Here is a 24871-nt window from a genome sequence, read left to right as displayed (position 1 = left end):
TTCCGTAAAGCAATTAAAAATCATTGAGATATGATAAATAGTAAGCAAATGGTTTGCTTGAGTAGAATTATTATTAATATATTTTTAGGTTTTATATGATTTACTTTATTTCAGATACCCATTTTTGCCATTCAAATATTATTAACCTATGTGACCGACCGTTCAAGAGTATCAGTCACATGAATGATACGTTGATTCATAACTGGAATGCGTATGTTACTGAGCATGATGAGATCTACATACTCGGTGATTTTTTATACAAGGGGAATGGCGCGGATGCGAATAAAATATTACGTCGCTTAGCAGGGAAAAAATATTTGATCCGCGGCAATCATGATAAATTTTTGGACGACCCTGAATTTGACCAATCGTTGTTTGAATGGGTTAAAAGCTATTATGAGTTGGAATATCAAAAACAAAAATTAGTGTTATTCCATTACCCAATATTAGAATGGCAAGGCTTCTTCCGTGATGCAATTCATTTATACGGCCATGTTCATAATTCAGGGAAAGACCCAGAGCAGTTTAAGCGCTTAGCGGTGTTAGGGCCCCGTGCTATTAATGTCGGCGTGGATGTAAATGATTTTTTCCCCATCAGCATTAAACAGATATTAAAAAAAGCCAATCGTTAACTGTCTTTTTTCGCATACAAATAAACCGAGGCTCTTGATATTCCTAAGTGCTGAGCTACTGTTTCCATAGATTTTTTGATATCTAACAGGCCTTCATTGCGTAGCACTTCAATTAAGTTTTTTCTTTCGTCTACTTTCAATGTGCGTGGTGTCGCAGCTAAGGTGGCTGCATATTGGTCAATACGCATGCGAATGGCTTCTGCACCATTAGGCTCAATATGCTCTTTTATTGGGCTATTACCCACGTCAATAAATTGCGATAACATACTTTGCATACTTCTAAATAATGTCATATCCAGATTTAAGCACAATGCGGCAATGTATTGTCCTGACTCATCTTTAATACCAATCGAAGTGCTTTTTACTGGGCGCCCATCAGAAAATTGGTTGGCATAATTAGCAATAATATTCGGAAAATCTGCAGATTCAATTCTTGCATGGCCGAGTTCGGTAGTAGGTTCACCAACTTGGCGACCAGATAAGTTATTATGAATAGAAAGGATCGAGTGTTCCGGATTTTTAAGGTCGTGTACCACCACTTCACAAAAAGGGGCAAATGTTTCACTAAGACCTTTCGCAATAATTTCAACTTGAGCCAGTATTGAATTATCTTTTTGATCTGACATGCTGTTTCCCTTCATCCATCAATTGCTAATCCCTAATTTTAACCTATTTTTAGTATTGCTAATAGATGAAGGGCGGTGTTCATTATGAAACTAATTACTTATAAAACTAATTGTGCAAAGTGCTGAATATCAACATTACCACCGCTGACAATGACCCCCACGCGCTTACCTTGGAATTGTTCTTTGTGGGCAAGGGCAGCAGCATAGGATAAGCAACCTGTCGGCTCAACGATAATTTTCATGCGTTCAGCATAAAATTTCATGCGATCAATAAGTTGCTCGTCGGTTACAGTGAAAATATCATCAACCTTGTTTTTGATAACAGCAAAGGTGTAGTTACCTAGATGTTGGGTTTGCGCACCGTCTGCGATGGTTTTTGGCGTATCAATGTGCACAATTTCCCCTCGATGAAATGATTGTTGCGCATCATTGCCGGCTAAAGGCTCAACCCCATAAATTTGGCAGTTAGGTGATAATTTTCTGGTAGCAATGGCACACCCTGAAAGTAGGCCTCCGCCACCTAAGCAAACAAATAGGGCATCCAATTCACCCACTTCTTCAATCAGTTCTTTGGCTGCGGTACCTTGGCCAGCGATGATATCAGGGTGGTCATAAGGAGGAATAATCGTTAACTCTTGTTGAGTAGCGAGTTGTTGGCAAAGCACTTCTCTGTCTTCTTTATAGCGATCAAAACGGATAACGGTGGCACCGTAACCTTGTGTAGCAGCCACTTTCACCGCAGGTGCGTCATTGGGCATAAGAATAGTGGCAGGAATATGCAAAAGTTGCGCTGCTAAAGCGATACCTTGTGCATGGTTACCGGAAGAAAATGCAATAACGCCCGCTTTTTTCTGCTCGGGGCTTAACAAACTCAACGCATTAAAGGCTCCTCGAAATTTAAACGCCCCCATACGCTGAAAGTTTTCACATTTAAAAAACAGTTCGCCCCCAAATTCTTTATTTGCGGTGGTTGAGGTGAGAACAGGGGTTTTATGTGCAAAACCCGCAATACGTTGTGCTGCTGCGTCTACATCTTGATAAGTCGGTAATATTAATCCTGACATGATATAACCCCAATGAATAATAAGTAATTAAGCAGACATCGCAATCGCTTCAATTTCTAATGCTGCACCAAAATGAAGTTCAGCAACGCCTGCGACAGCACGAGCTGGGCGGTGATCGCCTATCCAACTAGCATAAATCTGGTTGAATAACGGCCAATTTTCCATATCTGTTATATAAACTCGAACTTGAACCAAATGCGCTTTGCTACAATTAACAGCATCTAAGCATGCTTGTAAATTAGCAAGCACAAGCGTGGCTTGCTCTTGGAATGCTACGTCAGTCATCGCATTGCCTAACTTATCAACGGGTAATTGCCCTGAGATAAAAACCAATCCATTAGCAGTAACACAGTGTGAATAATGCCCTTTTGGAGCAATGAGTATCGGTGCATTCACACATTCAATAAGTTGACTCATATCTGCCTCACCATGCACAAAATACGTTGACTAGATTTTTAGTCTAATATTAGATTTAGTGTTTAGTCAACGTTTTCTTCGCGAATAAATTTGATGTAAATAGCAATAAACTGTTATCAGAATTATCGTCAACATAATAAAAAGAAAAATATAGGTATAAGGCAGTTAATTAAATAATTTATTGGGTAAAGTTTAATTATAAAGAGTAAACCTATAGCTATATCCCTATAGGCAGAATTTAAAATCGCAAGACGGGTTAAATGATATATCTTAATTAAAAACGATTAAGAATAATCAAATTGTGACGATATGATTAAAATGATAAGAAGTTGTTATATAAATACTTTTAGGGAAATCAGATGGCAAAGTTCACATTTAATCTTCTTTCAATTTTTGGGAAAAAAGAATCACCCGTTGCAGAACAATATTTACAAGAAGCGCTTTTACCTTTGTCTGTCTTAGATGAAGAACTACCTAAAACCGTTTTAGAGTATGTATTAGATGGAAAATCGCCAGAAGTATTGGTTCAATTAAGCCAATTGGATAACGAAAAAGCGGTTATTTTGCTCGATAAACCCGGTACCGTAGATTGGTGGTGGGGAGGAAATAGCTTTAATTCGAGCCAATATAATAAATTAATTCGCCAAGGGGCAAATGCAAGACATAAACTATATTCGAAAGTGGGCGATGGGATTACTTCATCGCAAATTGCCCGTTTTGCAAAAGTATTAGCGGCGGCGTGCCAAGATATTAACATCAAAGTATTAACACCTGAATTACCATCGTGGGTAAGTTATTTAATGGGCGATGCCTTTGCAAAAACCTATGATAATTCGCGGGATACTAAGTTAGAACACCGTAAACATTGGCATTTTGACCTACTAACTGAAATCATCGAACAAGAGACAGATAAACCGGCTAACACTATTTTATATATCATTTTCGATCGTCATCATTTATCTGATTACCATTATGATAACTTAAATCGGTTATTTGCCATTCCAGGATTCAAAGCGTATTTAATCGCAGAACAAGCATTTATTAAGCAGACGTTAGTGAATAATTTATCTGCTGCAGGGCAAATTCAGTTAATCAACACACTGAAGAAAGACGTTGAGCTTTATACGCTTTTTGCTGATGTATTAGTTTCTTTTGCTACTAGTTCGTTAAAAACAGTGCGTGCAGCCGCGGAACCCACAATGGCAATTTTACCTGCACAATCGGTTACGCAACACTTAACTCAAATTTTAACTGGAGGTACGCCAAAACAGCGTACCCAAGCAGCAGATTTGTTTGCCCGTATAGGCGAACACAGAGAGATATTAGCAGCGGCATTGACAACAGAAACCAATAAAACCGTACTGAAAAGTATTGAAAGTGCAATTTCGAGATTTTCAGTCATGGATACCGCCAGCCAAGTTGAAGAGACTGAGTTACCTGAGTTTATTGAATTAGAAGATACACCGCTGCCTGAAAGTGCAAAAGATATCTTAGTTAATAATTTCAATGAAATGCTGCAAAAAGCCAAGGAAAATGCAGAAAGTGAAATTGAAGAAAACAAAAAACAGAAGCACAGCTACAATTGGGCACAGCGACATTATAAAGAATTCCAAAAACTCAATGCGCAAGCCTGCTGTAAGGTGATTGATAAGCTGAATTCAGGTAAGGAAATTATTACTGACCATGAATATAGCGTGGTGAAATTTAAAGAACGTATTACTAACTTGCCCGAATATAACTTATTCCATGCATTACGTCTGATCAGCCATAACCGAACAAATGAGGAACATTTATCCCATTACCATCTTACACGGGAAGTTCCACCGCGAATTCTTGGGCAAATTGAATTGCGTCAGCTAGAAAAAACGTTAACACAATGTCATTTTAAAAACGCAACACGGTTGATTGCAGACCTTTGTTTACGCTCATATGCTAATGGGTTAGCAATTTTTAACCAGCCAGCACAAGTTTGGCCGTTTTTCATTCAATACCCAGATTTTATTGCAGAAGCATTAGGTTTAATTCCTCAACAAGAAACGCAGCGTTATTATCAAGAATATGATGCGGCGAGTGGAATTGATGTCCTTGCAATGTTACCGACCATTCCAGCACGTTTTATTCCACGTATTATGGAGTTGGCTCTTGGGGAAAATAAAACCCACCGCCTGAGTGCACAAAAATTACTAGAGACATTACCGAATATTCACCTTAACGCGGCAGAAGGGTTAGATTCAGGCAAACAAGAAATTCGTGTCACCGCAATTGAATGGTTGGCTCGTTTGAAAAATCCAGAGTCATTAAAACCACTCTATGCCTTATTAAAGAAAGAAAAACGGGAAGTTGTACGGGCGGCCTTGTTAACTGCACTGGAACAATTTGGTGAGGATATTTCAGGTTATCTTGCGCCTAAAGTGTTATTAGCTGAAGCGCAAAAAGGGCTAAAAGCGAAAGCGCCTGCTAGTATGGCATGGTTTAATCTCGATTCTTTGCCGGCATTAACTTGGCAAAATAATAAACCCGTAGAAGCCGATATTATTCGCTGGTGGGTGGTTCTGGCCGTTAAATTAAAAATGCCAGCGGGTAATGGATTACTTCAACGTTATATTGGTTTACTTTCGATAGATAGCCAAAAGAAATTAGGTAGTTTTATTTTAAATAGTTTTATCGGGCAAGATATTGCTGGGCCGTCATTAGAAATGGCAATGACAGAAGCAGAACGTGATGCCCCAAAACGCTTAGCTAATTATCAAGATTGGGTGAAACGCTGGCCTGAATATTATAGTCAGTATGAAAACTATACTTTAGAGCAGACGTTTAATGAGATAAAAAATGAAGTTCTGCGCCGCTATTTAGGCTCCGCTATTAGTGATAAAGGAATGTTAGCGCTGATTTGTGGTATTGAAGGGCACCTTGCCGTAACCACATTGCGCAACTATATGCGTGATCATTACCAACGTCGCGCACAAATTGAAGCCATGATTGATGCGGTGGCGACAAGCAATGACCCTCTGATTATTCAATTATTATTGTCACTTTCTCGCCGTTATCGTACCGCGTCAGTTCAAGAAAAAGCGCGCGGACTTGTTGCTCAAATTGCTGAACGTAATGGTTGGAGCGCGGATGAACTTGCAGATAGAACAATACCGACTGCCGGAATGGATGAAACAGGTATTTTGGCACTCGAATATGGTGACCGTACGTTTACTGCGAAGCTGGACGCACAGCAAAAATTAGTCTTATTTAATCCAGAAGGCAAAGAAATCAAAGCATTACCCGCTGCACGTAAAACCGATAACGAAGAATTGGCTAAAGAATCTAAAAAGCTATTCACTGCGAGTAAAAAAGAACTCAAGCAAGTCATTGAACTGCAAACGGCTCGTTTATATGAAGCGATGTGCGCAGAGCGCCTTTGGACAACCGCAGATTGGCAGGAATATATCCAAGCGCACCCGGTGATGCGTGGCCTTATCGAAAAATTAGTTTGGATAGAAACGAAAGAGAACAATATCCTGAATGTGTTTCGTCCATCGGATGATGGCAGTTTATTAAATTTAGATGATGACGAAGTGACGTTATCTGCTGACTCTTACATCAAATTAGCCCATGCTGCATTGGTCAGTGAAGATGAGCGAAAAGCGTGGATAACGCACTTTAAAGATTACAAAGTGAAATTTTTATTTTCACAAATGGAACATAAAATCCCTGCTCTGGATCTGAAATTAACTGAAATTGAAGATCGTAAAGGGTGGTTAACCGACACCTATACCTTGCGTGGCGTCTTGACAAAAATGGGTTATCAACGCGGGCAAGCAGAAGACGGTGGGAGTTTTACCCATTATGCAAAACACTTTGCCAGTTTAGGTTTTTATGTCTATATCGAATTTAGTGGCAGCTATGTGCCAGAGGAAAATATTCCAGCGGTCTTGTTTTCATTAAGCTTCGAAAAATCACAACAAAGCTCATGGAACCGCAGCTATATCGAGTTAAAAGATATCCCACCTATTTTATTAGCTGAAAGCTATGCGGATTATTTAAAAGTTGCGGATGCGTGTGCAGGTTTTGATCCTGAGTGGGAAAAGAAAACACCTTGGTAAGTGGGTTTAACGTAGGATTTTAGAATGACTAAAAGTAAAACAATAGAAGGGAATATTCTGCGTGAAAGCGCAGAAATTCGTTTTGCCGATGAATTGGCGCGTTTAACCGAAGCAGATAAACAGAACCCGAAACCACAAGGGTGGTTGCGCTCACCTCGTGCTGTTAGGCAATTTATCTTAGGTGATGAATCACTCAATATTTCTGCAAAATTTTTTGGTGATGATGCTTTAGTTGACCGTGCAATTGTGACGTTATTAGGTAAACAAGGGTTAATGTTAGTCGGGGAGCCTGGGACGGCAAAATCCATGTTATCGGAGTTATTAGCCGCTGCAATTAGTGGTGATTCAGGTTTAACCATTCAAGGAACCGCGGGCACAACTGAAGATCATATTAAATATTCATGGAATTATGCATTGCTATTAGCTGAAGGCCCAACAGAGAAAGCATTGGTTAGCTCGCCGTTATACCAAGGTATGCAAGAGGGGAAAATTGTTCGTTTTGAAGAGATCACGCGCTGTCCTCCTGAAATTCAAGATGTGCTGGTTAGCTTGATGTCAGAAAAGCAAATGATGATCCCTGAAATGAAAGACAATGCACGGATCAGCGCGAAGCAAGGGTTTAATTTAATTGGTACAGCAAACTTGCGTGATCGTGGCGTTCATGAAATGTCATCAGCGTTAAAACGTCGATTTAATTTTGAAACGGTACGGCCTATCCAAGATCCCGCATTTGAAATTAAGCTGATCAATAAGCAATTAACCGCAGAGTTAGCTGACCTCAATGGCCAAGTAACCATCCCAAGCAACGTGATCGAGCTGTTGGTCACCACGTTCCAAGAATTGCGTTCAGGAAATACCAAAGATGGGGGCAGCATTAAAACGCCAGACGCGGTGATGTCGACAGCTGAAGCCGTTAATATTGCTTATGCATGTGCACTTGAAGCCCATTACTTAGGTGATGGCATACTCAATGCAGGAGCAGTTGCACGCCAGCTTATTGGTGTGGTTTTAAAAGATAACGCAGATGATATCAAACGGATGCGTTATTACATTGACAATGTCGCGAGAGAAAGGGCGAAACATAGCCAAGAGTGGAAAGCTTTTTTTGATGCTTCGAGGGCATATTGGCAATAAAGTTTCATAACAAGGTAGAGCCACTATGGTTCTACTAACCCCTCGTCATGATGATTGAATTAGTACTAGGCCATTTAAGACGAATAACCCTTAGGGAAATCAGCGGTGAGCTTGCTATCTATACCTTTACCAAAACGCATTGAAAATGCATTACACAACAGGCAACAACTTGAATCAGCCGGTATCTACTTTGCACCTATTCGGCATCATAGCCCCGCATGTGCATACAGCACGTTGTCGTTGATTGAACAAATCGAACCTGACTATGTTTTAATCGAGGGACCCGATAGTTTTAATGGGCTACTGGCGAGCTTATTACATCATGATACCCAGCCACCTGTCGCTATTATGGCACAAACAGAAGTAAAACCCGCACAAGTAGGAGATAAAAGTGACGTTGTCACTCGATCTGCTTATTTTCCTTTCTGTGAATATTCCCCTGAATGGCAGGCTTTACAAATCGGCCAACAACACCAAGCCCAGTTGCGTTTCATTGACTTACCATGGACAGCGCAAGTTAATGAAGACGAAGCCAATGAGTTGCAATCTCAAAGTTTGCAGAAAGAACGCTACTTAGCCCATAGCCTATTTATTAGCCAGCTTGCGAAAAAAAGTGGTTGCCGTGACCATGATGAATTATGGGAGCAAATTTTTGAATTACGGGCGATTGAACAACTCGCGGATTGGCAGACATTTTTCATGGATAGCTTTATTTGGTGTGCATTGGCACGGCTTGATTATGAGCCCCAAGTCCTTGAAGCAGAAGGCTCTATACAGCGTGAGCGCTATATGCAAGCGCATATCCAGACCATTAAAGCCCAGCACCCACAAGCTAAAATTGTGGTGGTGACGGGAGGATTCCATACCCTTGCGCTTCTTGAAGGGTTAGAAGAGACTCGCAATCAACAATTTAAGCTTTCTGTAGCACAACAAAAAGCGTTTATTCAACAACAAAAATTGGGTGAACAAGACAAGGCTTGGTTTATTCGCTATAGCTATGACAAACTTGATGCATTAAATGGCTATGCATCCGGCATGCCTTCTCCTGCATTTTACCAACAATCATGGTTGTCATTATTGCAGCAACGCCAAGCACAGTTGACAGGCGATAACCAGCCTACGCAGGCTTATCGAAACCGTTTAGGTGTTGCCTATCTTTCTAAAGTTGCGAATATCTTACGTGAAAGGCAATTTGAAGCGGCTCCCGGGTTTTTATCGGTTAAACTGGCTGCAGAGCAAAGCATTCGCCTTGCCGTCTTTCGTGGGCATGCAGGCCCAGGGCGTTATGACCTGTTGGATGGGTTACAAAGCGTTTTTATCAAAGGTAGCTTAGATGAAAGCCAAGTTGAACTTTGGCAGGAAATAACAACCTGTTTTTCCGGCTTTTTACTCGGAAAAATTCCCAAAGGGACAGCAACACCTCCGTTAGTCACTGAAACTTATGAATTAGCAAAAAGTTTTCGTTTCAAACTTGATGATACCTTAAGTAAGGTGAGCCGCTTAGATGTTTATCGTAACCAACAACATCGTGCGCGCAGCCGATTTCTGCATTTACTAGCATTTCTTGATATCCATTTTGCTAAGCTGCTCTCTGGGCCAAACTTTTTGTCGGGTAACCAAATGGATTTATTATTTGAAGAATGGCAATACGCATGGACGCCTAATGTTGAGGGGGAATTGATTGCATTATCGGAAAAAGGAACGCAATTAAAAGCTATCGCGCTAGCCCGTTTGTTTGAAATGGAAAAAAACCTAGAACAACAAGGGGTTAGTCGCTCAAGCCAAAGTGCGGTTGCACTCCTTATGCAAGCCGCGTTAATTGGGTTACATCAACGGATGCCCGCATTATTTTCTTTGTTGGATGGTTATATTCAGCAGGATACAAAGTTTGAATCATTGATTGCTTGTGGTCATAAACTGGTTCATCTTTGGAGGGGGCGTCAATTCTTTGATATTGAAGATAATTTTGCTATCGAAGCGCGTTTAGATGCCTTATTACAACAAGCATTTTATTGTTTTGCTCAAATTACACAAGGGGATGAACAGCAGCAAGAGCCTCATTTTTCAGCATTACTTTCTTGCCGTGAATTAATCACTTTTATGCCTGAAATTAATAACAGCCATGACTACACCAATGATTTTTATCAGGCATTAGGCCGTTGTGAAGGTCAGTTAAATCAGACACCGCTTTTAAAAGGCGCAGTGGATGCTTTGCGTTACCTTGGGGCGAAAATTGATGAAACCGTCCTGACAGATGAAATTAGGCGCGCGTTCAGCACAGGCAGTGATCCTGAAATGGCAATTGGCTATTTTATCGGTGTGATGCGAACAGCACCAGAGTTAGTCTTACGCATACCATTATTAATTGATATGTTAAATCAGTTGCTTAGTGAATGGGATGAAGGGCGTTTTATTCAGGTGTTACCTGATTTACGGTTTGCGTTTAGCCAGTTAACGCCTAAACAAAATGCACAAATGGCACAATATGTGGCACAAGACTTGGCGATTGAGGCAAAAGAACTCACATTGCACCAGACAGAATTTAATGAACAACAGATGATGGAAGTGATTCAACTCGAACAACAATTACAGAGCCAGCTGATTGAACTAGGGTTACAGGATTGGTTTGCTCGTGCTCAGGATGACAAATAATGAGTCAGAAAAATACGACATTAACCCCTGAACAACTTCAATTGGCTAAGCGCTGGCGCTTAGTCCTCGGGCAATATGCCGATAACGCGCTGGGCCAAGCCACCTTTAGTGCTGAAGAGTTGAAAATAGAACGTTCTTTGGATTTTTTATATCGCCGAGAATACCTACGTCGAGGCTTAAAACAAGAAGCTGGACGCCACGGCTCCTTAGATGCTTCTCAATTAACGGCGGTTAACTGGTTAAATCAAGCACGTAAATTATTTCCTAATAGTACTTTTGAGCGGATGCAATCCCAAGCGTTAGAACGTTATGAGATCAGTAGCTTACTAAAGGATCCACAGGCGCTCAATGCCATGGAACCGACAAAATCCCTCGCTAAAGCCTTGTTAAGCTTACGCGGGAAAATGAATGAAGAAACCCGTGATGCCGTTAAAAATATTATACGTAAAGTAGTTGATGATATTTTAAGTCAAATGCGTAACCAATTTCGTCACGCATTAACAGGGCGGCGTAACCGTTTTCAACGTTCACTGATCCCAAACAGCCGTAATTTTGATTGGCGAGGGACTATCGCTGCCAATTTGAAGAATTACGATAAGCAAAATCAACGGTTAGTTATCAAAACACCCCATTTTAATTCTCGTCAGCAACAGCATTTACCATGGGATGTGATCTTGTGTGTGGACCAAAGCGGCTCGATGGCGAGCTCTATTATGTATGCCGCGGTGTGTGCGAGTATATTAGCGGCATTGCCGACAGTGCGTGTCTCTTTAGTGATTTTTGATACTCAAGTGGTAGATTTAAGCCATCTTGCGCATGATCCCGTTGAAGTGTTAATGACAGTGCAACTGGGCGGCGGAACAGATATCGCTAAAGCCATGCAATATTGCGAAAGCTTAATACGTAACCCAAAACGTACCGTGATTAGCTTAATTAGTGATTTTGAAGAGGGTGGCGCGCTGAATCATTTACTCAATTGCACACAGCGTTTACATAGCCAACAAGTGAAATTATTAGGTTTAGCTGCGTTGGATGACGAGGCACTCCCTGTTTATGACCCTGAAATTGCCCAAAAACTCGCAGATAGAGGGATGCATGTTGCAGCATTAACACCGGAGCATTTTGCGCAATGGTTAGCAGAGGTCATGCAATGAGTTGGAAAAACAGTTACCTACAGTATGACGACGACGCATTAGTCGTATTAGCGAATGTGGGGTTACTCAGGCGTGCACGCAAAGATGTTGAAAACCAAAAGGTTAATCCAACGGACTTAAACCTTGGGACATTCACGAGTGATGGGCAATGTGTCTCTTTAGATGCGCAAGGGATCCAAAAAGCCACTTGCGATTGCCCAGCAACGGGATGCTGTAAACACATTTTGGCAGCAGTTTTATGGATTCAATCGAATACAGCCGCAGAAATGACTTCAGCAGAGCCGGTAGCTAGTGAAACGGTGCTAAGTGAATTATTAGCATTATTACCAGAAAGCTTAATTAAACAAACACCGAAACCTGATATTCGTTTAGCGTTGAGATTTATGCAGGTATGGCAAGATAAAGAGCTGGTTTATGAAGCACATTCTAGCCAGTTAAAAATTATCCTACCAGAATATGATGAGCCAATTATTTATATGCGAGGTAGTGGTTTGCAGGGCATGATTTCATCAATACCTGAAAAACAAAAAAGTGCAGTTCATCTCGCTATTATTGCAAAACTAATGTTTCAGCATGGCCAACAGTGGCAATGGCCAGAGGAGATAACCGTAGGTCAAACTCATCAACAAGAGCTGACCCAAGACGATAAAATGGTGATGGGTTCAGTTGAGCAATTCATTCAGGATATGTTACGACAAGGGCTATCACATATTAGCCAAAGCAGTGCTAGCCAGTTGCAATTACTAAATATGTCAGCACGTGCGGAAGGGTTGCCTCGCTTAGCCAATTATATGAAACGCCTTAGCCAGCAAGTTAAACGCTTAGCCGATAAACATTTTACGATGGATGAAGGGCAAGTTTTACGGTTAATTGCTGAAATATCTGCTTATATGTATCAATTATCAACAGCCAATGAACATCAGCTTATGGCACTCAAAGGGTTACAAAGACGGCAGTATACCGACCAACCCATAGAGTTTGATTTGCTGCCTATCGATGCGAATTGGTGGAAAACAGATAGCGGTGCGATCGGTGCTACATTGAGTTTTTGGGATCAACAAAATAAAAAAATTATTCAATGCACACAGGGGCGTGGAAATAGCCTTGACCCGACGTTTAACCGACAAAATGTTTGGCAAACCTTGGCGTTATGGAAACATACCGCAGTAAGTTTGATGAAAAGCCCCTTTAAATTGCATTTACCAAGGTTATCAGAGGAAGGGAAATTATCAGCTAGCGGTGAAAGCTATGCAGTTAGCTGCAAAGAAAAAGGATTAACAACTGATGATTATCTTAGCATCAAAGCTGAATTTGGTTATACCGACTGGCAATCAGCAGCTAACGAATTACCGACATTTATACAAGAGAATAGGTTTTCGCCCATTTTATTGCATATTACTGATTATGAGCCGCTCTATTGGGATGAAACCGAACAATGTGTATTGTGGACGGTGATTGATTCACAAAAAAACAGGGCGTTTTTACGGCTAAATTGGCAAGGAAGTGATGACCATAAAATTGAGGAATTGCGTTTTATTACAAAGCAGCAATGGCCAATTTGTGCTGTGACGGTGCAGGTGAGCCATTCACAAGAAGTGCTTCAATTAATCCCCAAAACATTATGGTTAAAAAAAGAACATGGTATTGAGCTGTTCTATTTAGATTTTGAAAGTACACCGCGTAAGAAACAACGTTCTGGTTTTTTTAATAAAATTATCGAATATATGGTGAAAAAACAGCAAAAAAACCAAGTTTTTGTACCTGAATTAACGTTGGCTAGTCAGCTTGTTCGGCCGCTACTTTCGGTATTAGAAACTCAAGCATGTACAGGAAGGCAGCGTTTATCTCAGACTCAACAAGATGAAATAGCGTATGTCGTTAGAACACTTGAAGATTTGGGGGCGCTTTGGTTGGCTAATCAGTTCAAACCTTTGGTGGCTTCCGGCGCTATACAACCCCAATTACTTTTACAATTAGTTTATTTATGTGACCATTTTGAACGGTTACAAATGCCATTACCTTTTCAATTTAGCCAATAACATGAGGGGAGGTATTCCCCCATGTTATGTTCAACACAACGTATTATTATTCATTAGATTCAAATGACGCTAAGAATGTCCGTAATAACTGGTTCAACGCATGTTGCTCTTGTTGAGACAAGTTAGCGACGAGGCGAGCCTGGTTTTGTGTGTGTGCTTCAATAAGTTGGTTGATTAACGTTAACCCTTCGGGAGTTAATGAAACCAAAAAGCCGCGGCCGTCATCAGGGTTAGTATGGCGGCTGACTAACCCCGCTTTTTCCAATTGGTCTATTCGGTTGGTCATCGTTCCTGATGTGACCATCAACGTTGATAACATTTCTCCTGGGCTCAGTGTATAGGGGGCACCTGCACGCCGTAAAGTCGCAAGTACATCAAAGCTTGAACGGTTAAGGCCAAACTGAGCGAAGACCTTTTCCATTTCCCGAGTTAAGTGGAACGCGACATTACCTAGCCGGCCAATTAGCCCCATTGGGCTAATATCGAGGTCAGGGCGCTCTCTTTCCCACTGTTGAGTGATTTTATCTATTCTATCCATAGGCAAATAATGGCGGTTATTTATCTTGACGTCAAGGTAAAATGCACATATCTTGACTTCAAGATAAATTAAGAGAATAGAAATATGAATCGTATAACGGTTTTAGGGTTGACAGCATTAGCACCAATTGTGTGGGGAAGCACATATCTAGTGACAACAGAGATGTTACCCGCAGGGATACCATTAACATTGGCGGTATTACGCGCGTTACCTGCAGGATTACTATTGATACTTGTGTTACGAAAACTCCCCGAAGGCATTTGGTGGTTGCGGGTAGTGGTATTAAGTGTTTTAAACTTTTCTTTATTTTGGTGGCTATTGTTTATTGCTGCGTATCGCTTACCTGGTGGTGTCGCCGCAACGGTTGGCGCTGTACAGCCATTAATTGTGCTATTTTTAAGCCGCTGGCTGTTAAATAACCGTTTATCTGCGGTATCCATTATGGCATCAATAGCAGGGGTATTCGGGGTAGCTATATTGCTCTTAACACCGAATGCCGCCTTAGACCCTTTAGGTATTATTGCTGGGTTAGCAGGGGCATTTTCAATGGCTGCGGGGACGGTTTTGAGTCGCCGGTGGCAGCCACCAGTCAGTGCTTTAACCTTTACTTCATGGCAATTAACCGCGGGAGGATTAGTATTATTACCGTTTGCCATGATGTTTGAGCCGGCTTTACCAACGTTAAGTTCACTAAATTTAATTGGTTTAGGGTATCTCACGCTTATTGGCGGTGCATTAACTTACGCCTTATGGTTCCGCGGACTGGCAATATTAGGTCCAAGTTCAGTGGCGTCACTGGGTTTTTTAAGCCCCGTGAGTGCGGTGGTTTTGGGATGGTTTTATCTCAATCAACAGCTTAGTACCTTGCAATTTATCGGCATGGTTGTCATTTTACTCAGTGTGTGGGCGAGTCAGCGAGCGGAAACAAGAAAAGTCACTCTAGCTTATCAACGTTAAAGTTAACCCTGTAGGTTGCTCATTGAATGTGATGAGCAACTTTTTTTCCTGTGTTAACATTCATTAGAGCATTCACTCAGACTATTAAACAGTGGCTAATATGTTATTTCCTGATGAAGATAATACCGTACAAATTGCACCAGAGGCTTTTTTACTCAAAGGGTTTCTACTGGGGCAAACTGATGCATTATTGCAGTCATTAAACAACATTATTGCAGCTAACCCCTTAAGACATATGACGACACCAAATGGCTACTCAATGTCTGCCGCAATGACTAACTGCGGTGACTGGGGTTGGGTAACTGATGAAAAGGGATATCGCTATAGTCAGCGTGACCCTGTCACTAATGAGCCTTGGCAACCCATACCAATTTCCTTTGTTCAATTGGCCACTTCTGCAGCGAGCACTGCTGGCTTTGATCATTTTATCCCTGATGCTTGCTTGATTAACCGCTATGCCGTTGGTGCTGCGATGGCATTGCACCAAGACAAAGACGAAACTGATTTTACTCAGCCGATTGTCTCTTTTTCTTTAGGGTTACCCACAACATTTGATTTTGGTGGAGTAACTCGAGATGCGCCCAAAGTTGCTATTTATATAGAGCATGGCGATGTTTTGGTATGGGGAGGCCAGTCACGATTAAATTACCATGGGGTGCGTCGAGTTAAATCAGGTGTGCACCCGCTGTTAGGCCCGTATCGATATAACTTGACGTTTAGGCATTCTCAACCCTGAATTCACCTTTTACAGTATGCCAATTTATCAATGAAATAGACTATGAATGACTTAATATTTAATTTCAGCAACTTAAATAATATTAATCGTTAACTTTGGTATTTATATAGCAAAAATATCATTGAATAATGAATTGGAACCCCCTATAAATAATGGCTATAAATTAATATAACTAGTTATTGATAGGTAAGTGAATGTATAGCTTTTTAAATGATTATAACGAAATAGCTCATCCGGCAGTTATGCAAGTCCTAAATAATTTATCAGGGAAACGTTTCAAAGGTTATGGCACTGATGAGATTTGTCGTCGTGTAGCAGATAAAATTAGATTAAGAATTGGCCAGCCTAATGCGGAAATTCATTTTTTTAATGGCGGTACAATCACTAATCTAACTACGATTTCCCATGTTTTACGACCACACCAAGCGGTTATCACTGTAGACAGTGGGCATATCGCAGTCCATGAAACGGGAGCAATTGAAGCAACCGGCCATAAAGTTATTACTGTTGACTCGCCATCAGGCAAATTAGCGCCAGAACATATCATCAAAGTACTGTCTGAGCATAATGATGAACATACGGTTCAACCTAAGCTTGTTTATATTAGTAATTCAACCGAAATTGGTACCGTTTACCGTAAAGAAGAGTTAGTTGCGTTACGTGAGGTTTGCGATGCTCATAACTTACTGTTATTTATGGATGGTGCTCGCTTATCTTCAGGTTTAATGTCGAAATATAGTGATTTAACAGTCGAAGATGTTGCGCAGTTAACTGATATTTTTTATATCGGTGGAACGAAAATTGGTGCATTAACCGGGGAGATCTTGGTGATTGTAAACCCAGCACTGCAATCTGATTTTCGTTTTAGTATTAAACAAAAAGGTGGGTTACAAGCCAAAGGTTGGCTGCTTGCTGCCCAGTTTGAGCCGCTGTTTAATGATGATTTGTATTTTAAATTGGGGCGTCATCTTAATGAGATGGCTTCACAATTAGCTTCATTTTTTGCCGAAAAGGGATTTCAGTTTCTTGCGCCCGTTGAATCAAACCAAGTTTTCGTTATTTTCCCAGATGCACTGGCAAATAAATTATTAGTACATTATCAATTAAATCAAATATGCAAACCGACACGAGAGACCACCTGTATTCGTTTTTGTACCTCGTGGTCAACAACTCAGCAAGATGTCGATAAATTAAAACAAACTTTCCAAACTCTAATTTAGATAATTAATTAACCCAATAAATATTTCCGATCTTTCGCCTATATTTATTGGGTTTTATTTATCATGATGGTAGTTTATTGATGATTTTACTGAGCAATTATATTGTTGGTACTGATACAATATCCGTGCCAGCGAAAGGTAACGTAGAGCTAATCTTTCGAGAGTAATAGCCCTGATAACATCATATCTATGGCTTCGACACTTTTCTTTAGTCGCTGTTGACTTTCACCTTGTGAGATCCAATAAGCTGCCTCAGCGAGCCCACCATTAATTAAAAAAGCCAATGCATGGGTATCAATACTTTTAATAACGCCATTTTGGACTAGCTGATGAAGCAGGCGTTCAATTTGTTCAGTACACTGTAAGTTTGATTTAGCCAAAAAATCGCCTAAAACGGCTTTTGCGTCACGCAAAATAATTTGTTGATACTCCGGTTCTAATGCCATTTCTAAGTAGGCGTGACAACGCTGACAAAAACTATTCCATAGGTCTTCAGTATGGAGAGTAATTGCTTGTAAACGGGCATTCATTTGTGAGTCAATTTGTTCAACAACGGCAGTAAATAAGCCTTGTTTATCACCAAAGTGGTGGTAAAGGGCTCCGCGTGTGAGATTAACGCTTGCTGCTATTTCATCCATTGAGGTTTCTGCATAACCAAGCCGGCTAAAGTGCTCTCGTGCTGTAGTTAATAAATTTGCACGTGTTTCTGCCATTTGAGCTTGCGTTCTTCTTGCCATTAAAAGCCTCTTACATACATAGCGTATAATTATTTACATTCAATCTGTATGATTATATCATGATTATACATACGCAGAGTATGTATAATTAAATTTCATTTTGGAGCTCATATGATAGGTCGCTATCAGCAGTTATTTCAGGCAAAAGAAAACCAACGTTTTGTGATAGCAGGGTTACTGGCACGTTTATCGTTACCGATGATGGGGATCGGGATCATTACCTTGTTAGCGCAACTAAAAGGAAGCTATACCTTAGCAGGGCTTGTTTCTGCAACTTTTGTCTTAACTTATGCGTTACTATCTCCACAAGTTTCTCGCTTAGTGGATAAATATGGTCAATTTCGCGTCTTGCCAGTGGTGACCGTAATCAGTGTGCTTGGTGTGTTTATTATTATCTTAACTACGTGGTTATCATTACCCGATATCGGCTTATTTATCGGAGCTTTATTAACGGGGGCGATGCCCAGTATGTCTGCCATGGTAAGGGCTAGGTGGACTGCGCTGTATAAAGATCAACCCATACTACAAACAGCCTATTCATTAGAAACCGTATTTGATGATGCCACTTTTATTGTTGGCCCTCCGTTATCTGTCGGGATCACTGTCGCTTTATTTCCTCAAGCAGGTTTACTGGTTGCGGCAATTTTATTAGCCGTGGGAATGGCTTTATTTATTTCACAGCGAAGCACAGAACCCAAAGTTGTGGCGCATGACTCTCTTGTATTGGTGAATAAATCAATTATTTCAATGATTGGCTTGCAGTTGTTGATTGTATTAATGATTGCTTTAGGCGTGATTGTTGGCAGTGTGGATATTTTAAGTGTCACGTTGGCTCAATTACAACAGCAACCAGCGATGGCCAGTTTAGTGTTATCGGCCTATGCGATCGGTTCATGTGCGATGGGGCTTGTATTTGGCGGATTAACCTTTAACACATCGTTATCACGTTTATTATTCCTCAGTGGCTTAATGACGTTTCTTTCTATTGTGCCAATGTGGTGGGTGGTAGGTGTTTATTCTTTGTCTGTGGTGGTGTTTATTTCAGGATTGTTCTTTGCACCGACGATGATTATTGCAATGACATTAGTTGAGAGAATTGTTCCACGGAATAAATTAACAGAAGGAATGACATGGTTACTCGCAGGGTTAAATATTGGCGTTGCGATTGGTGCGATGCTAACGGGCAAAATGGTGGATACCTATGGTCCTTATGCAGGTTATGCCGTCGCAATCTCTGGTGGAGTTTTAGTTTTCATTTCAACATGGCTGAGCTACTTACGGGATAAAACACAACAAAAAATGGCAGTTGAATGTGAGGATTACCATTAAAAACAACGAAAAAATAAACCATGTAGTGATAAAATCATAAAAAATAATTTAATGAGGTAATTTCATGCATTCTCCAGTCTTTCGCACTGCCACACTTGATGATGTTGACGCCTGTTATACGATTGAAATCGAATCCTATGAAGGGGATGAAGCGGCAACAAAAGAAAAAATAGCAACACGAGTTCAGCAATATCCAGACGGTTTTTTATGTATGGAATTAGCCGGGGAAGTCGTTGGTTTTATTAATTCGGGTTGTGCATGGGATGTTGTGATGTCGGATGAAGAGTTTAAAGAACTCATTGGGCATGACTCACAAGCACCAAATGTCGTTATTATGTCAGTGGTAGTGCATCCCAAGTATCAAGGTAAAGGCTATTCATCTTTACTGATGAAAAGGTTTATCAATGTCATGAAGGAGATGAATAAAAAAACGATTCATCTTATGTGCAAAGAACGCCATATTGACCTGTATAAGCATTTTGGCTACCAATATGTTAAACCGTCAGAATCTGACCATGGCGGAATGACGTGGCATGAAATGGTAATGAAACTGTAAACCTATTTTCTCAAGCCCACTATTTTGAGGCCGTCTGAGTGAGCTTGGGAGTTTTTCCATACGAAGTATCTAACGTGTAATTTTGTTGTCTGATATGATATCTCATCATAGATAATCACCATTTGGGAAGTAATAATGATAATTTGGGTTGATGCGGATGCCTGTCCAAAAGTAATTAAAGAAGTTTTATACCGAGCAGCAGATAGGGAAAAAGTGCAAATAACATTTGTTGCGAACCAACGCTTAACAGTACCTCCATCTCCTTTTTTAAAAACCTTGCAGGTGCCTGCAGGATTTGATGTAGCGGATAATGAAATTGTATTACGAGTTCAAAAAGATGATTTAGTGATCACTGCAGATATCCCATTAGCCGCAGAAGTCATGGAAAAGGGCGCCAATGCCTTGAATCCTAGAGGTGAACGGTATAGCGAAGCGACTATTCGTGAGCGTCTTAATATTCGTGACTTTATGGATACCATGAGAGCCAGTGGCATCCAAACGGGAGGGCCTGCAAGTCTAAACCAGAAAGACAGGCAACAATTTGCTAATGAGTTAGATAAATGGCTGTTGCAACGTAAGAAATCACTAAAGTCATTATAAACCAGCACATTTTTTATTTAAGCTCAGAAAATGTGCATAGTAAAACAGAATTACAATCTATACCGTGCCTATAATGGTTAACCTTAAATTTTTGAAGAAAAATGATGGATCCATTACACAGTATTATCATCACGCTATTCTTATTTATACTGACCTTTTTTAATCCTGGAGCAAATTTGTTTATTGTGGTGCAAACCACATTGAGCTCCGGTAAAAAAGCAGGATTAACTTGTGGTTATGGTGTGGTGTTAGGCAATGCCATTTATTCGGGGCTCGGTTTATTCGGTCTTGTCACATTAATGGCTGAATTTGGCTCATTATTTTCACTGATTAAAATTCTTGGTGGCTTATATTTGCTTTATTACGCGCTAAGTGTATTTAATAACAAAACGCAACTTAATCTGTCCACCGAAAATACTACGGAACATTTCCCATCTGGTATCTATTTTAGGCGGGGGCTAATTTCTGATTTATCAAACCCCCAAACCGTTTTATTTTTTATGAGTATTTTTTCAACGACCATTTCGCCATCAACACCATTATGGGCTAAATTAGTCATTTGGCTGGGAATTGTTATTGCATCATTAATTTGGCGGATTATTTTATGCCAAACATTCTCTTTAACCTCAGTTCGTAGAACCTATTCACGAGTTCATAAAGTGGTCGGTAAAGGTGTTGGGTTAATTCTAGGAGCGTTGGCAACAAGGTTGATTTACCAAGGGTTCAGCGAATTGGCTATGAAGAAATCACCGTTCTAGATTTACTGATGAAGAAGTCATTGCTATATAAAATAGCCTCAGACTTTACGATGAGGCTATTTGCAGTGGAATAAAATGAATTTATTGATACGTTAACCAATGTTCAACTTCTTGGTAATTACCGCGAAAAATGATGCGATGTTGTTTTTTACTTAATTGATAGCGATACATTGGGTCATAATACTCATTCAACAATGGGATTAACCACGAAAAATGTGTATGGGTATCTCCGGTTGTTTTTTGGTCTGCTAAAGCACGCTCAAGTAAATGCGTCAATTCGATTGTCCGCTGTGATCCTAACCGTTTACGGATGGCAAACAGACCATGATGTAAATAGTCGCTATATTCCTGCCAGCCACGCTCGAAACCAAAAGTCGCTATAAAATCTTGCGTCATACGGTCAAAATATTCATATTTTAAACGCTCAAGACGCAGTTCAAAAGGGTCATCAATAATAGCGATTGGCGCTTTTTCCATTTGTGCGCGTAGTTCAAGTGGCAGGCTATTTGCACCAATGGCACGTCCTTCATCTTCCAGTACCCAACGCTGACATTGTTGGGCTTTTTTCAATAGCGTAACTGCTAAATAATTTTCAAAAGTGGCTTGAGTGTGCTGTTGTTGTAATGTACGACCAAACGAAGAGCCACGATGATGTGCGAGACCTTCTAAATCAATTCCGTTCGCTAAATGATGTACGAGAGTGGTTTTACCATTACCCGTACAGCCTCCCACTAAAATAATAGGACGTTGAACCAATTCATTAACGGCATCAATTGCTGTTTGTCGTAATGCTTTGTAACCACCATTGATGAGAGGGTATTCAATACCGGCCTCTTTTAACCAAGATTGCACGATATGTGACCGCATACCACCGCGTGCACAGCAAATATAGCCATTCATATTTTGTTTACAAGCTGCTATCCATGCAGTGATCCGAGCCATTTTAAGGTCACCACTGACAAGCTGGTGGCCTAATTCAACAGCTTTAGCCGAACCTTGTTGTTTATAGCATGTACCAACAGCTGCGCGTTCATCATCATTCATCAAAGGCAGGTTTATGGTATTCGGCATTGACCCTTGTTGAAATTCGATAGGCGCTCTGACATCGATAAGTGGTGTGCCAGTGGTTAAGATTTGACGAATATTTTGCGAAGAAGTGGTTAATTCCATAATAACAGAGAGATTCTTTAAAGTTGCAATGGGTTTACTATACTCTTAATCCTATTGCTTGGCATTAATGTTAGGTTTAAAACGAGGGTTAGTATTTTACTGCGTAATAATGATATATTGTCGTTAGGTATTTTAATATGAGTAAGGGGTAATACTATGAAGATGCTAACGATTCAAGAAATGACCGAAACTCAAAAAATCCAAGTGCGCACGAGACTCGCGCAAGAAAGGAAGAAACTAGGCCGTGAATTAACCAATTCTGAGCAGAGCAAGGTAAGAAAACAAATTATTACCGAAATATCTCAAGAAGTCGAAAAACAAGCTAAAAAACGACGAGCAGAAAAGAAAAAAGATAAATTAGTACCCAGTGATATAACATACAGTTGGTCTTCACAAAATCACAAAAGAGGGTATCGTTAATTTTTAATCAGAGTGTTCCGCTAGTGATTTGCGTTAAGTGATTGTAATTTTATGCAATTCAAATCATTAAAAGATCTCTAAGATGAAAAAGATTACGTTATTATTCTTGTTATTTAGTAGTTTTGCTGTCGCAAAATCCCATTATCATGGGAAACCATCCCGTAATGATTCTGTTGTTGTGCATGTTTGCGCTTTATCTCCTTTTTCTAATTTTTATGCAGAAGCTGCAATGTCCGAGCAAACAGCACGAAACAAAACCTCTCGGCGTTGTGAATTAGGGCAAGGGCAAGGCAGTATTTTTTGTAAAGCTCAAGATGCGAAATGCAGTACCAGTAAAATTGGTTGGGTCTAGTGGGGAACACAATATAATCGGATTATTCGCTGTTTGCTCTCTTTGCATTTTTTGGCGATATAGGATCCCCAAGTTAAAGCAGAAGCCGACTCTCGGCCTTCTTGGGCAAAATTGCCAACGACCTTGTATTTTTCTATTCAATAAATTTCCTTTTTCTAGCGCTCTGGCAACTTCACTAAAAGTAACTGGTAATCCATGAATGCTATGAGTTAATACAACGGCTTTCAGTATCCAGCGGTGGTTGTTTAACTTCCACGTGACAAAAGTAGCGGTGGCTGATAGATTATCTATTCATATAGATATTCATTTATCTATTCATAAACCTATTCACTGAGTGATTAAATCATGACAAATAGACTTGAAATGATTCGTCAATTATTGCGTCGAGAGCCAGCAACGGCAAGGCAACTCGCTGATATAATGAATATTAGTCAGCCAACCATTTCTCGAGCGTTAACATCACTTGGTGAAGACATTGTTCGAATTGGTTCGGGCCCATCTATTCAATATGCTTTGCGTGATACTTTTCGCGGGTTTGACACGGCACCTATTTATCGCATCAGTGAAGAGGGAACCTTAAGGCCACTAGGGAAACTGATCCCAGTTTACCCCGGAGGATTTGTCATGGAGCAGGAAGATAATGTCTGCCTTTATAGTGATGGCCTGCCATGGTGGTTGTTTGATATGCGTCCACAGGGGTATCTTGGTCGGGCGTATGCATCAACTTATTCAGCAGAACTTGGTCTACCAGCTAATCCAGAACACTGGTCAGATAGCGATATAATAAGGGCTTTAATAACCCATGGTCATGATGCAGTAGGAAACTTATTAATTGGGGAGCAGGCAAAAAAGCAATTTTTGAATATGCCTTCACCGACACCTGTTGATCGAGCTATAACCTATCCCTCACTAGCATTGGCTGTCAGTTCTGGAGAAGCTCCAGGCTCATCAGCCGGTGGAGAGCAACCAAAATTTTGTACTTATACCGATCGTGGTCATGTACTCGTAAAATTTACGGCGCTGGACGATAACGTAATCAGCGAACGGTGGCGCGATTTATTGCAAGCTGAACATCTTGCGTTAAAAGTGCTTGGTGTAGAAACAGAAGTTTTTGATTTTGGTGGACAGCGCTTTCTTGAAGTTCCTCGGTTTGACCGAGTAGGTTCACTGGGTCGCATAGGCCTTTTCTCTTTACAAGCTCTAGAAGCTGAGTTTGTTGGCAAAGCGATGAAACCTTGGCCTGTATTGGTGAATGACCTTGTCAAACAAGGGTATGTAGATGCCGATGCCGCCATTAGTACTGCGCGACTTTGGGCATTTGGCATGTTGATAGGAAATACGGATATGCACCATGGTAATTTATCATTTATTAGTAGCCATGGTCGTCCATATCAGCTTGCGCCAGCCTACGATATTTTGCCTATGGGGTTTGCTCCTAAATCGGGCGGTGAAATCGTAAACTCACTTCGAGTGGCAACTCTACTTGATGGGATCAGTGGGGATATTTGGCGAGAGGCGTTAGCACTAGCGGAAGAGTTTTTCACCTTGGTAAATAATTGTGATCGGTTATCAAATAATTTTGGCCAATGTCTTACTGCGTTGCGTAATCATCTTGATGAGGCGAGGTCACGCATATCCCGTTTGGAGTGAGGCTCATTGGTATAGATGTCAGTATTTTTCATTATT

At 40.6% G+C, this 24871-nt stretch carries 22 protein-coding genes; 16 read left to right on the top strand and 6 right to left on the bottom strand.

Annotated features, from left to right (window positions below):
- Positions 1–95 precede the first annotated feature (95 nt).
- The gene (locus PR767_RS00225) at positions 96–632 is read left to right on the top strand and encodes a metallophosphoesterase family protein (protein ID WP_109912229.1); all 537 of its coding nucleotides are present in this window, start codon (positions 96–98) and stop codon (positions 630–632) included.
- On the opposite strand, the gene PR767_RS00220 is transcribed toward PR767_RS00225, so the two are convergent.
- The 3 genes from PR767_RS00220 to PR767_RS00210 all read right to left on the bottom strand — a co-directional run bounded on the left by PR767_RS00220 (position 629) and on the right by PR767_RS00210 (position 2739).
- Positions 629–1258, bottom strand: a complete 630-nt coding sequence (locus PR767_RS00220) for a helix-turn-helix transcriptional regulator (RefSeq protein WP_109912230.1) — start codon at positions 1256–1258, stop codon at positions 629–631. The genes PR767_RS00225 and PR767_RS00220 overlap by 4 nt on opposite strands.
- A 98-nt stretch (positions 1259–1356) precedes the next feature.
- Positions 1357–2322, bottom strand: a complete 966-nt coding sequence (locus PR767_RS00215) for a threo-3-hydroxy-L-aspartate ammonia-lyase (protein ID WP_004910908.1) — start codon at positions 2320–2322, stop codon at positions 1357–1359.
- Positions 2323–2349: 27 nt separating this feature from the next.
- Entirely contained in the window at positions 2350–2739 is a 390-nt protein-coding gene (locus tag PR767_RS00210; RefSeq protein ID WP_109912231.1) for a RidA family protein, read from the bottom strand.
- Positions 2740–3098: 359 nt separating this feature from the next.
- Here PR767_RS00210 and PR767_RS00205 point away from each other — a divergent pair, with 359 nt between their 5' ends.
- The 5 genes from PR767_RS00205 (at position 3099) to PR767_RS00185 (ending at position 13812) form a co-directional block, all read left to right on the top strand.
- Positions 3099–6833, top strand: a complete 3735-nt coding sequence (locus PR767_RS00205) for a DUF4132 domain-containing protein (protein WP_272519719.1) — start codon at positions 3099–3101, stop codon at positions 6831–6833.
- 24 nt (positions 6834–6857) lie between these two features.
- Positions 6858–7967: an ATP-binding protein gene (locus PR767_RS00200; RefSeq protein WP_109912233.1), complete on the top strand. Its 1110-nt coding sequence runs from the start codon at positions 6858–6860 to the stop codon at positions 7965–7967.
- Positions 7968–8072: 105 nt separating this feature from the next.
- Positions 8073–10619: a DUF5682 family protein gene (locus tag PR767_RS00195; protein WP_196723413.1), complete on the top strand. Its 2547-nt coding sequence runs from the start codon at positions 8073–8075 to the stop codon at positions 10617–10619.
- A complete protein-coding gene (locus PR767_RS00190) occupies positions 10619–11773 on the top strand; it encodes a VWA domain-containing protein (protein WP_272519718.1) in 1155 nt (384 codons plus the stop codon). Before PR767_RS00195 ends, PR767_RS00190 begins: the two co-directional genes overlap by 1 nt.
- Entirely contained in the window at positions 11770–13812 is a 2043-nt protein-coding gene (locus PR767_RS00185) for an SWIM zinc finger family protein (RefSeq protein ID WP_272519717.1), read from the top strand. The genes PR767_RS00190 and PR767_RS00185 overlap by 4 nt, the downstream gene beginning before the upstream one ends.
- Positions 13813–13858: 46 nt before the next feature.
- Here the strand turns inward: PR767_RS00185 and PR767_RS00180 are convergent, their stop codons facing one another.
- Complete coding sequence (locus PR767_RS00180) at positions 13859–14350, bottom strand: MarR family winged helix-turn-helix transcriptional regulator (RefSeq protein WP_109912237.1); 492 nt, start codon at positions 14348–14350, stop codon at positions 13859–13861.
- An 84-nt stretch (positions 14351–14434) separates the two neighbouring features.
- Here PR767_RS00180 and PR767_RS00175 point away from each other — a divergent pair, with 84 nt between their 5' ends.
- The 3 genes from PR767_RS00175 to PR767_RS00165 all read left to right on the top strand — a co-directional run bounded on the left by PR767_RS00175 (position 14435) and on the right by PR767_RS00165 (position 17263).
- The gene (locus PR767_RS00175; protein ID WP_272519716.1) at positions 14435–15307 is read left to right on the top strand and encodes an EamA family transporter; all 873 of its coding nucleotides are present in this window, start codon (positions 14435–14437) and stop codon (positions 15305–15307) included.
- Between the two features lie 100 nt (positions 15308–15407).
- Positions 15408–16043 (top strand): DNA oxidative demethylase AlkB, encoded by a 636-nt coding sequence (alkB, locus tag PR767_RS00170; RefSeq protein ID WP_109912238.1) that lies wholly within the window; start codon positions 15408–15410, stop codon positions 16041–16043.
- Between the two features lie 194 nt (positions 16044–16237).
- A complete protein-coding gene (locus PR767_RS00165) occupies positions 16238–17263 on the top strand; it encodes a threonine aldolase family protein (protein WP_272519715.1) in 1026 nt (341 codons plus the stop codon).
- A 149-nt stretch (positions 17264–17412) separates the two neighbouring features.
- On the opposite strand, the gene PR767_RS00160 is transcribed toward PR767_RS00165, so the two are convergent.
- Positions 17413–18000: a TetR/AcrR family transcriptional regulator gene (locus PR767_RS00160; protein ID WP_272519714.1), complete on the bottom strand. Its 588-nt coding sequence runs from the start codon at positions 17998–18000 to the stop codon at positions 17413–17415.
- Between the two features lie 111 nt (positions 18001–18111).
- Here PR767_RS00160 and PR767_RS00155 point away from each other — a divergent pair, with 111 nt between their 5' ends.
- From PR767_RS00155 to PR767_RS00140, 4 genes are all read left to right on the top strand, one after another.
- Complete coding sequence (locus tag PR767_RS00155; RefSeq protein WP_272519713.1) at positions 18112–19329, top strand: MFS transporter; 1218 nt, start codon at positions 18112–18114, stop codon at positions 19327–19329.
- Between the two features lie 64 nt (positions 19330–19393).
- On the top strand, positions 19394–19885 hold the full coding sequence (locus PR767_RS00150) for a GNAT family N-acetyltransferase (RefSeq protein WP_123381935.1): 492 nt from the start codon (positions 19394–19396) through the stop codon (positions 19883–19885).
- A 135-nt stretch (positions 19886–20020) separates the two neighbouring features.
- Positions 20021–20485, top strand: coding sequence for a YaiI/YqxD family protein (locus PR767_RS00145; RefSeq protein ID WP_272519712.1), 465 nt, complete (start codon positions 20021–20023; stop codon positions 20483–20485).
- A gap of 104 nt (positions 20486–20589) precedes the next feature.
- Positions 20590–21243 (top strand): LysE family transporter, encoded by a 654-nt coding sequence (locus PR767_RS00140; protein WP_072206017.1) that lies wholly within the window; start codon positions 20590–20592, stop codon positions 21241–21243.
- An 81-nt stretch (positions 21244–21324) separates the two neighbouring features.
- Here the strand turns inward: PR767_RS00140 and mnmH are convergent, their stop codons facing one another.
- Positions 21325–22413 (bottom strand): tRNA 2-selenouridine(34) synthase MnmH, encoded by a 1089-nt coding sequence (mnmH, locus tag PR767_RS00135; RefSeq protein ID WP_272519711.1) that lies wholly within the window; start codon positions 22411–22413, stop codon positions 21325–21327.
- Positions 22414–22569: 156 nt separating this feature from the next.
- On the opposite strand from mnmH, the gene PR767_RS00130 reads away from it, so the two are divergent.
- The 3 genes from PR767_RS00130 (at position 22570) to yjjJ (ending at position 24835) form a co-directional block, all read left to right on the top strand.
- Positions 22570–22833, top strand: a complete 264-nt coding sequence (locus PR767_RS00130; protein ID WP_109912245.1) for a DUF3811 domain-containing protein — start codon at positions 22570–22572, stop codon at positions 22831–22833.
- 82 nt (positions 22834–22915) lie between these two features.
- Positions 22916–23185: a hypothetical protein gene (locus tag PR767_RS00125; RefSeq protein ID WP_181937002.1), complete on the top strand. Its 270-nt coding sequence runs from the start codon at positions 22916–22918 to the stop codon at positions 23183–23185.
- Between the two features lie 345 nt (positions 23186–23530).
- On the top strand, positions 23531–24835 hold the full coding sequence (gene yjjJ, locus PR767_RS00120; RefSeq protein ID WP_109912246.1) for a type II toxin-antitoxin system HipA family toxin YjjJ: 1305 nt from the start codon (positions 23531–23533) through the stop codon (positions 24833–24835).
- The last annotated feature ends 36 nt before the right edge of the window (positions 24836–24871 follow it).

Origin of the sequence: Providencia sp. PROV223 (assembly GCF_028479245.1) — a bacterium.
GTDB lineage: Bacteria > Pseudomonadota > Gammaproteobacteria > Enterobacterales > Enterobacteriaceae > Providencia > Providencia rettgeri.
Note: the sequence above shows the minus strand (reverse complement) of the source record. Positions and strands in the feature narration are given on the sequence as shown.

Excerpts from the sequence above, each read along its gene's own strand:
- PR767_RS00225 (WP_109912229.1), top strand. The coding sequence starts at position 96 with ATGATTTACTTTATTTCAGATACCCATTTTTGCCATTCAAATATTATT.
- PR767_RS00220 (WP_109912230.1), bottom strand. The coding sequence starts at position 1,258 with ATGTCAGATCAAAAAGATAATTCAATACTGGCTCAAGTTGAAATTATT.
- PR767_RS00215 (WP_004910908.1), bottom strand. The coding sequence starts at position 2,322 with ATGTCAGGATTAATATTACCGACTTATCAAGATGTAGACGCAGCAGCA.
- PR767_RS00210 (WP_109912231.1), bottom strand. The coding sequence starts at position 2,739 with ATGAGTCAACTTATTGAATGTGTGAATGCACCGATACTCATTGCTCCA.
- PR767_RS00205 (WP_272519719.1), top strand. The coding sequence starts at position 3,099 with ATGGCAAAGTTCACATTTAATCTTCTTTCAATTTTTGGGAAAAAAGAA.
- PR767_RS00200 (WP_109912233.1), top strand. The coding sequence starts at position 6,858 with ATGACTAAAAGTAAAACAATAGAAGGGAATATTCTGCGTGAAAGCGCA.
- PR767_RS00190 (WP_272519718.1), top strand. The coding sequence starts at position 10,619 with ATGAGTCAGAAAAATACGACATTAACCCCTGAACAACTTCAATTGGCT.
- PR767_RS00185 (WP_272519717.1), top strand. The coding sequence starts at position 11,770 with ATGAGTTGGAAAAACAGTTACCTACAGTATGACGACGACGCATTAGTC.
- PR767_RS00180 (WP_109912237.1), bottom strand. The coding sequence starts at position 14,350 with ATGGATAGAATAGATAAAATCACTCAACAGTGGGAAAGAGAGCGCCCT.
- PR767_RS00175 (WP_272519716.1), top strand. The coding sequence starts at position 14,435 with ATGAATCGTATAACGGTTTTAGGGTTGACAGCATTAGCACCAATTGTG.
- alkB (WP_109912238.1), top strand. The coding sequence starts at position 15,408 with ATGTTATTTCCTGATGAAGATAATACCGTACAAATTGCACCAGAGGCT.
- PR767_RS00165 (WP_272519715.1), top strand. The coding sequence starts at position 16,238 with ATGTATAGCTTTTTAAATGATTATAACGAAATAGCTCATCCGGCAGTT.
- PR767_RS00160 (WP_272519714.1), bottom strand. The coding sequence starts at position 18,000 with ATGGCAAGAAGAACGCAAGCTCAAATGGCAGAAACACGTGCAAATTTA.
- PR767_RS00155 (WP_272519713.1), top strand. The coding sequence starts at position 18,112 with ATGATAGGTCGCTATCAGCAGTTATTTCAGGCAAAAGAAAACCAACGT.
- PR767_RS00150 (WP_123381935.1), top strand. The coding sequence starts at position 19,394 with ATGCATTCTCCAGTCTTTCGCACTGCCACACTTGATGATGTTGACGCC.
- PR767_RS00145 (WP_272519712.1), top strand. The coding sequence starts at position 20,021 with ATGATAATTTGGGTTGATGCGGATGCCTGTCCAAAAGTAATTAAAGAA.
- PR767_RS00140 (WP_072206017.1), top strand. The coding sequence starts at position 20,590 with ATGGATCCATTACACAGTATTATCATCACGCTATTCTTATTTATACTG.
- mnmH (WP_272519711.1), bottom strand. The coding sequence starts at position 22,413 with ATGGAATTAACCACTTCTTCGCAAAATATTCGTCAAATCTTAACCACT.
- PR767_RS00130 (WP_109912245.1), top strand. The coding sequence starts at position 22,570 with ATGAAGATGCTAACGATTCAAGAAATGACCGAAACTCAAAAAATCCAA.
- PR767_RS00125 (WP_181937002.1), top strand. The coding sequence starts at position 22,916 with ATGAAAAAGATTACGTTATTATTCTTGTTATTTAGTAGTTTTGCTGTC.
- yjjJ (WP_109912246.1), top strand. The coding sequence starts at position 23,531 with ATGACAAATAGACTTGAAATGATTCGTCAATTATTGCGTCGAGAGCCA.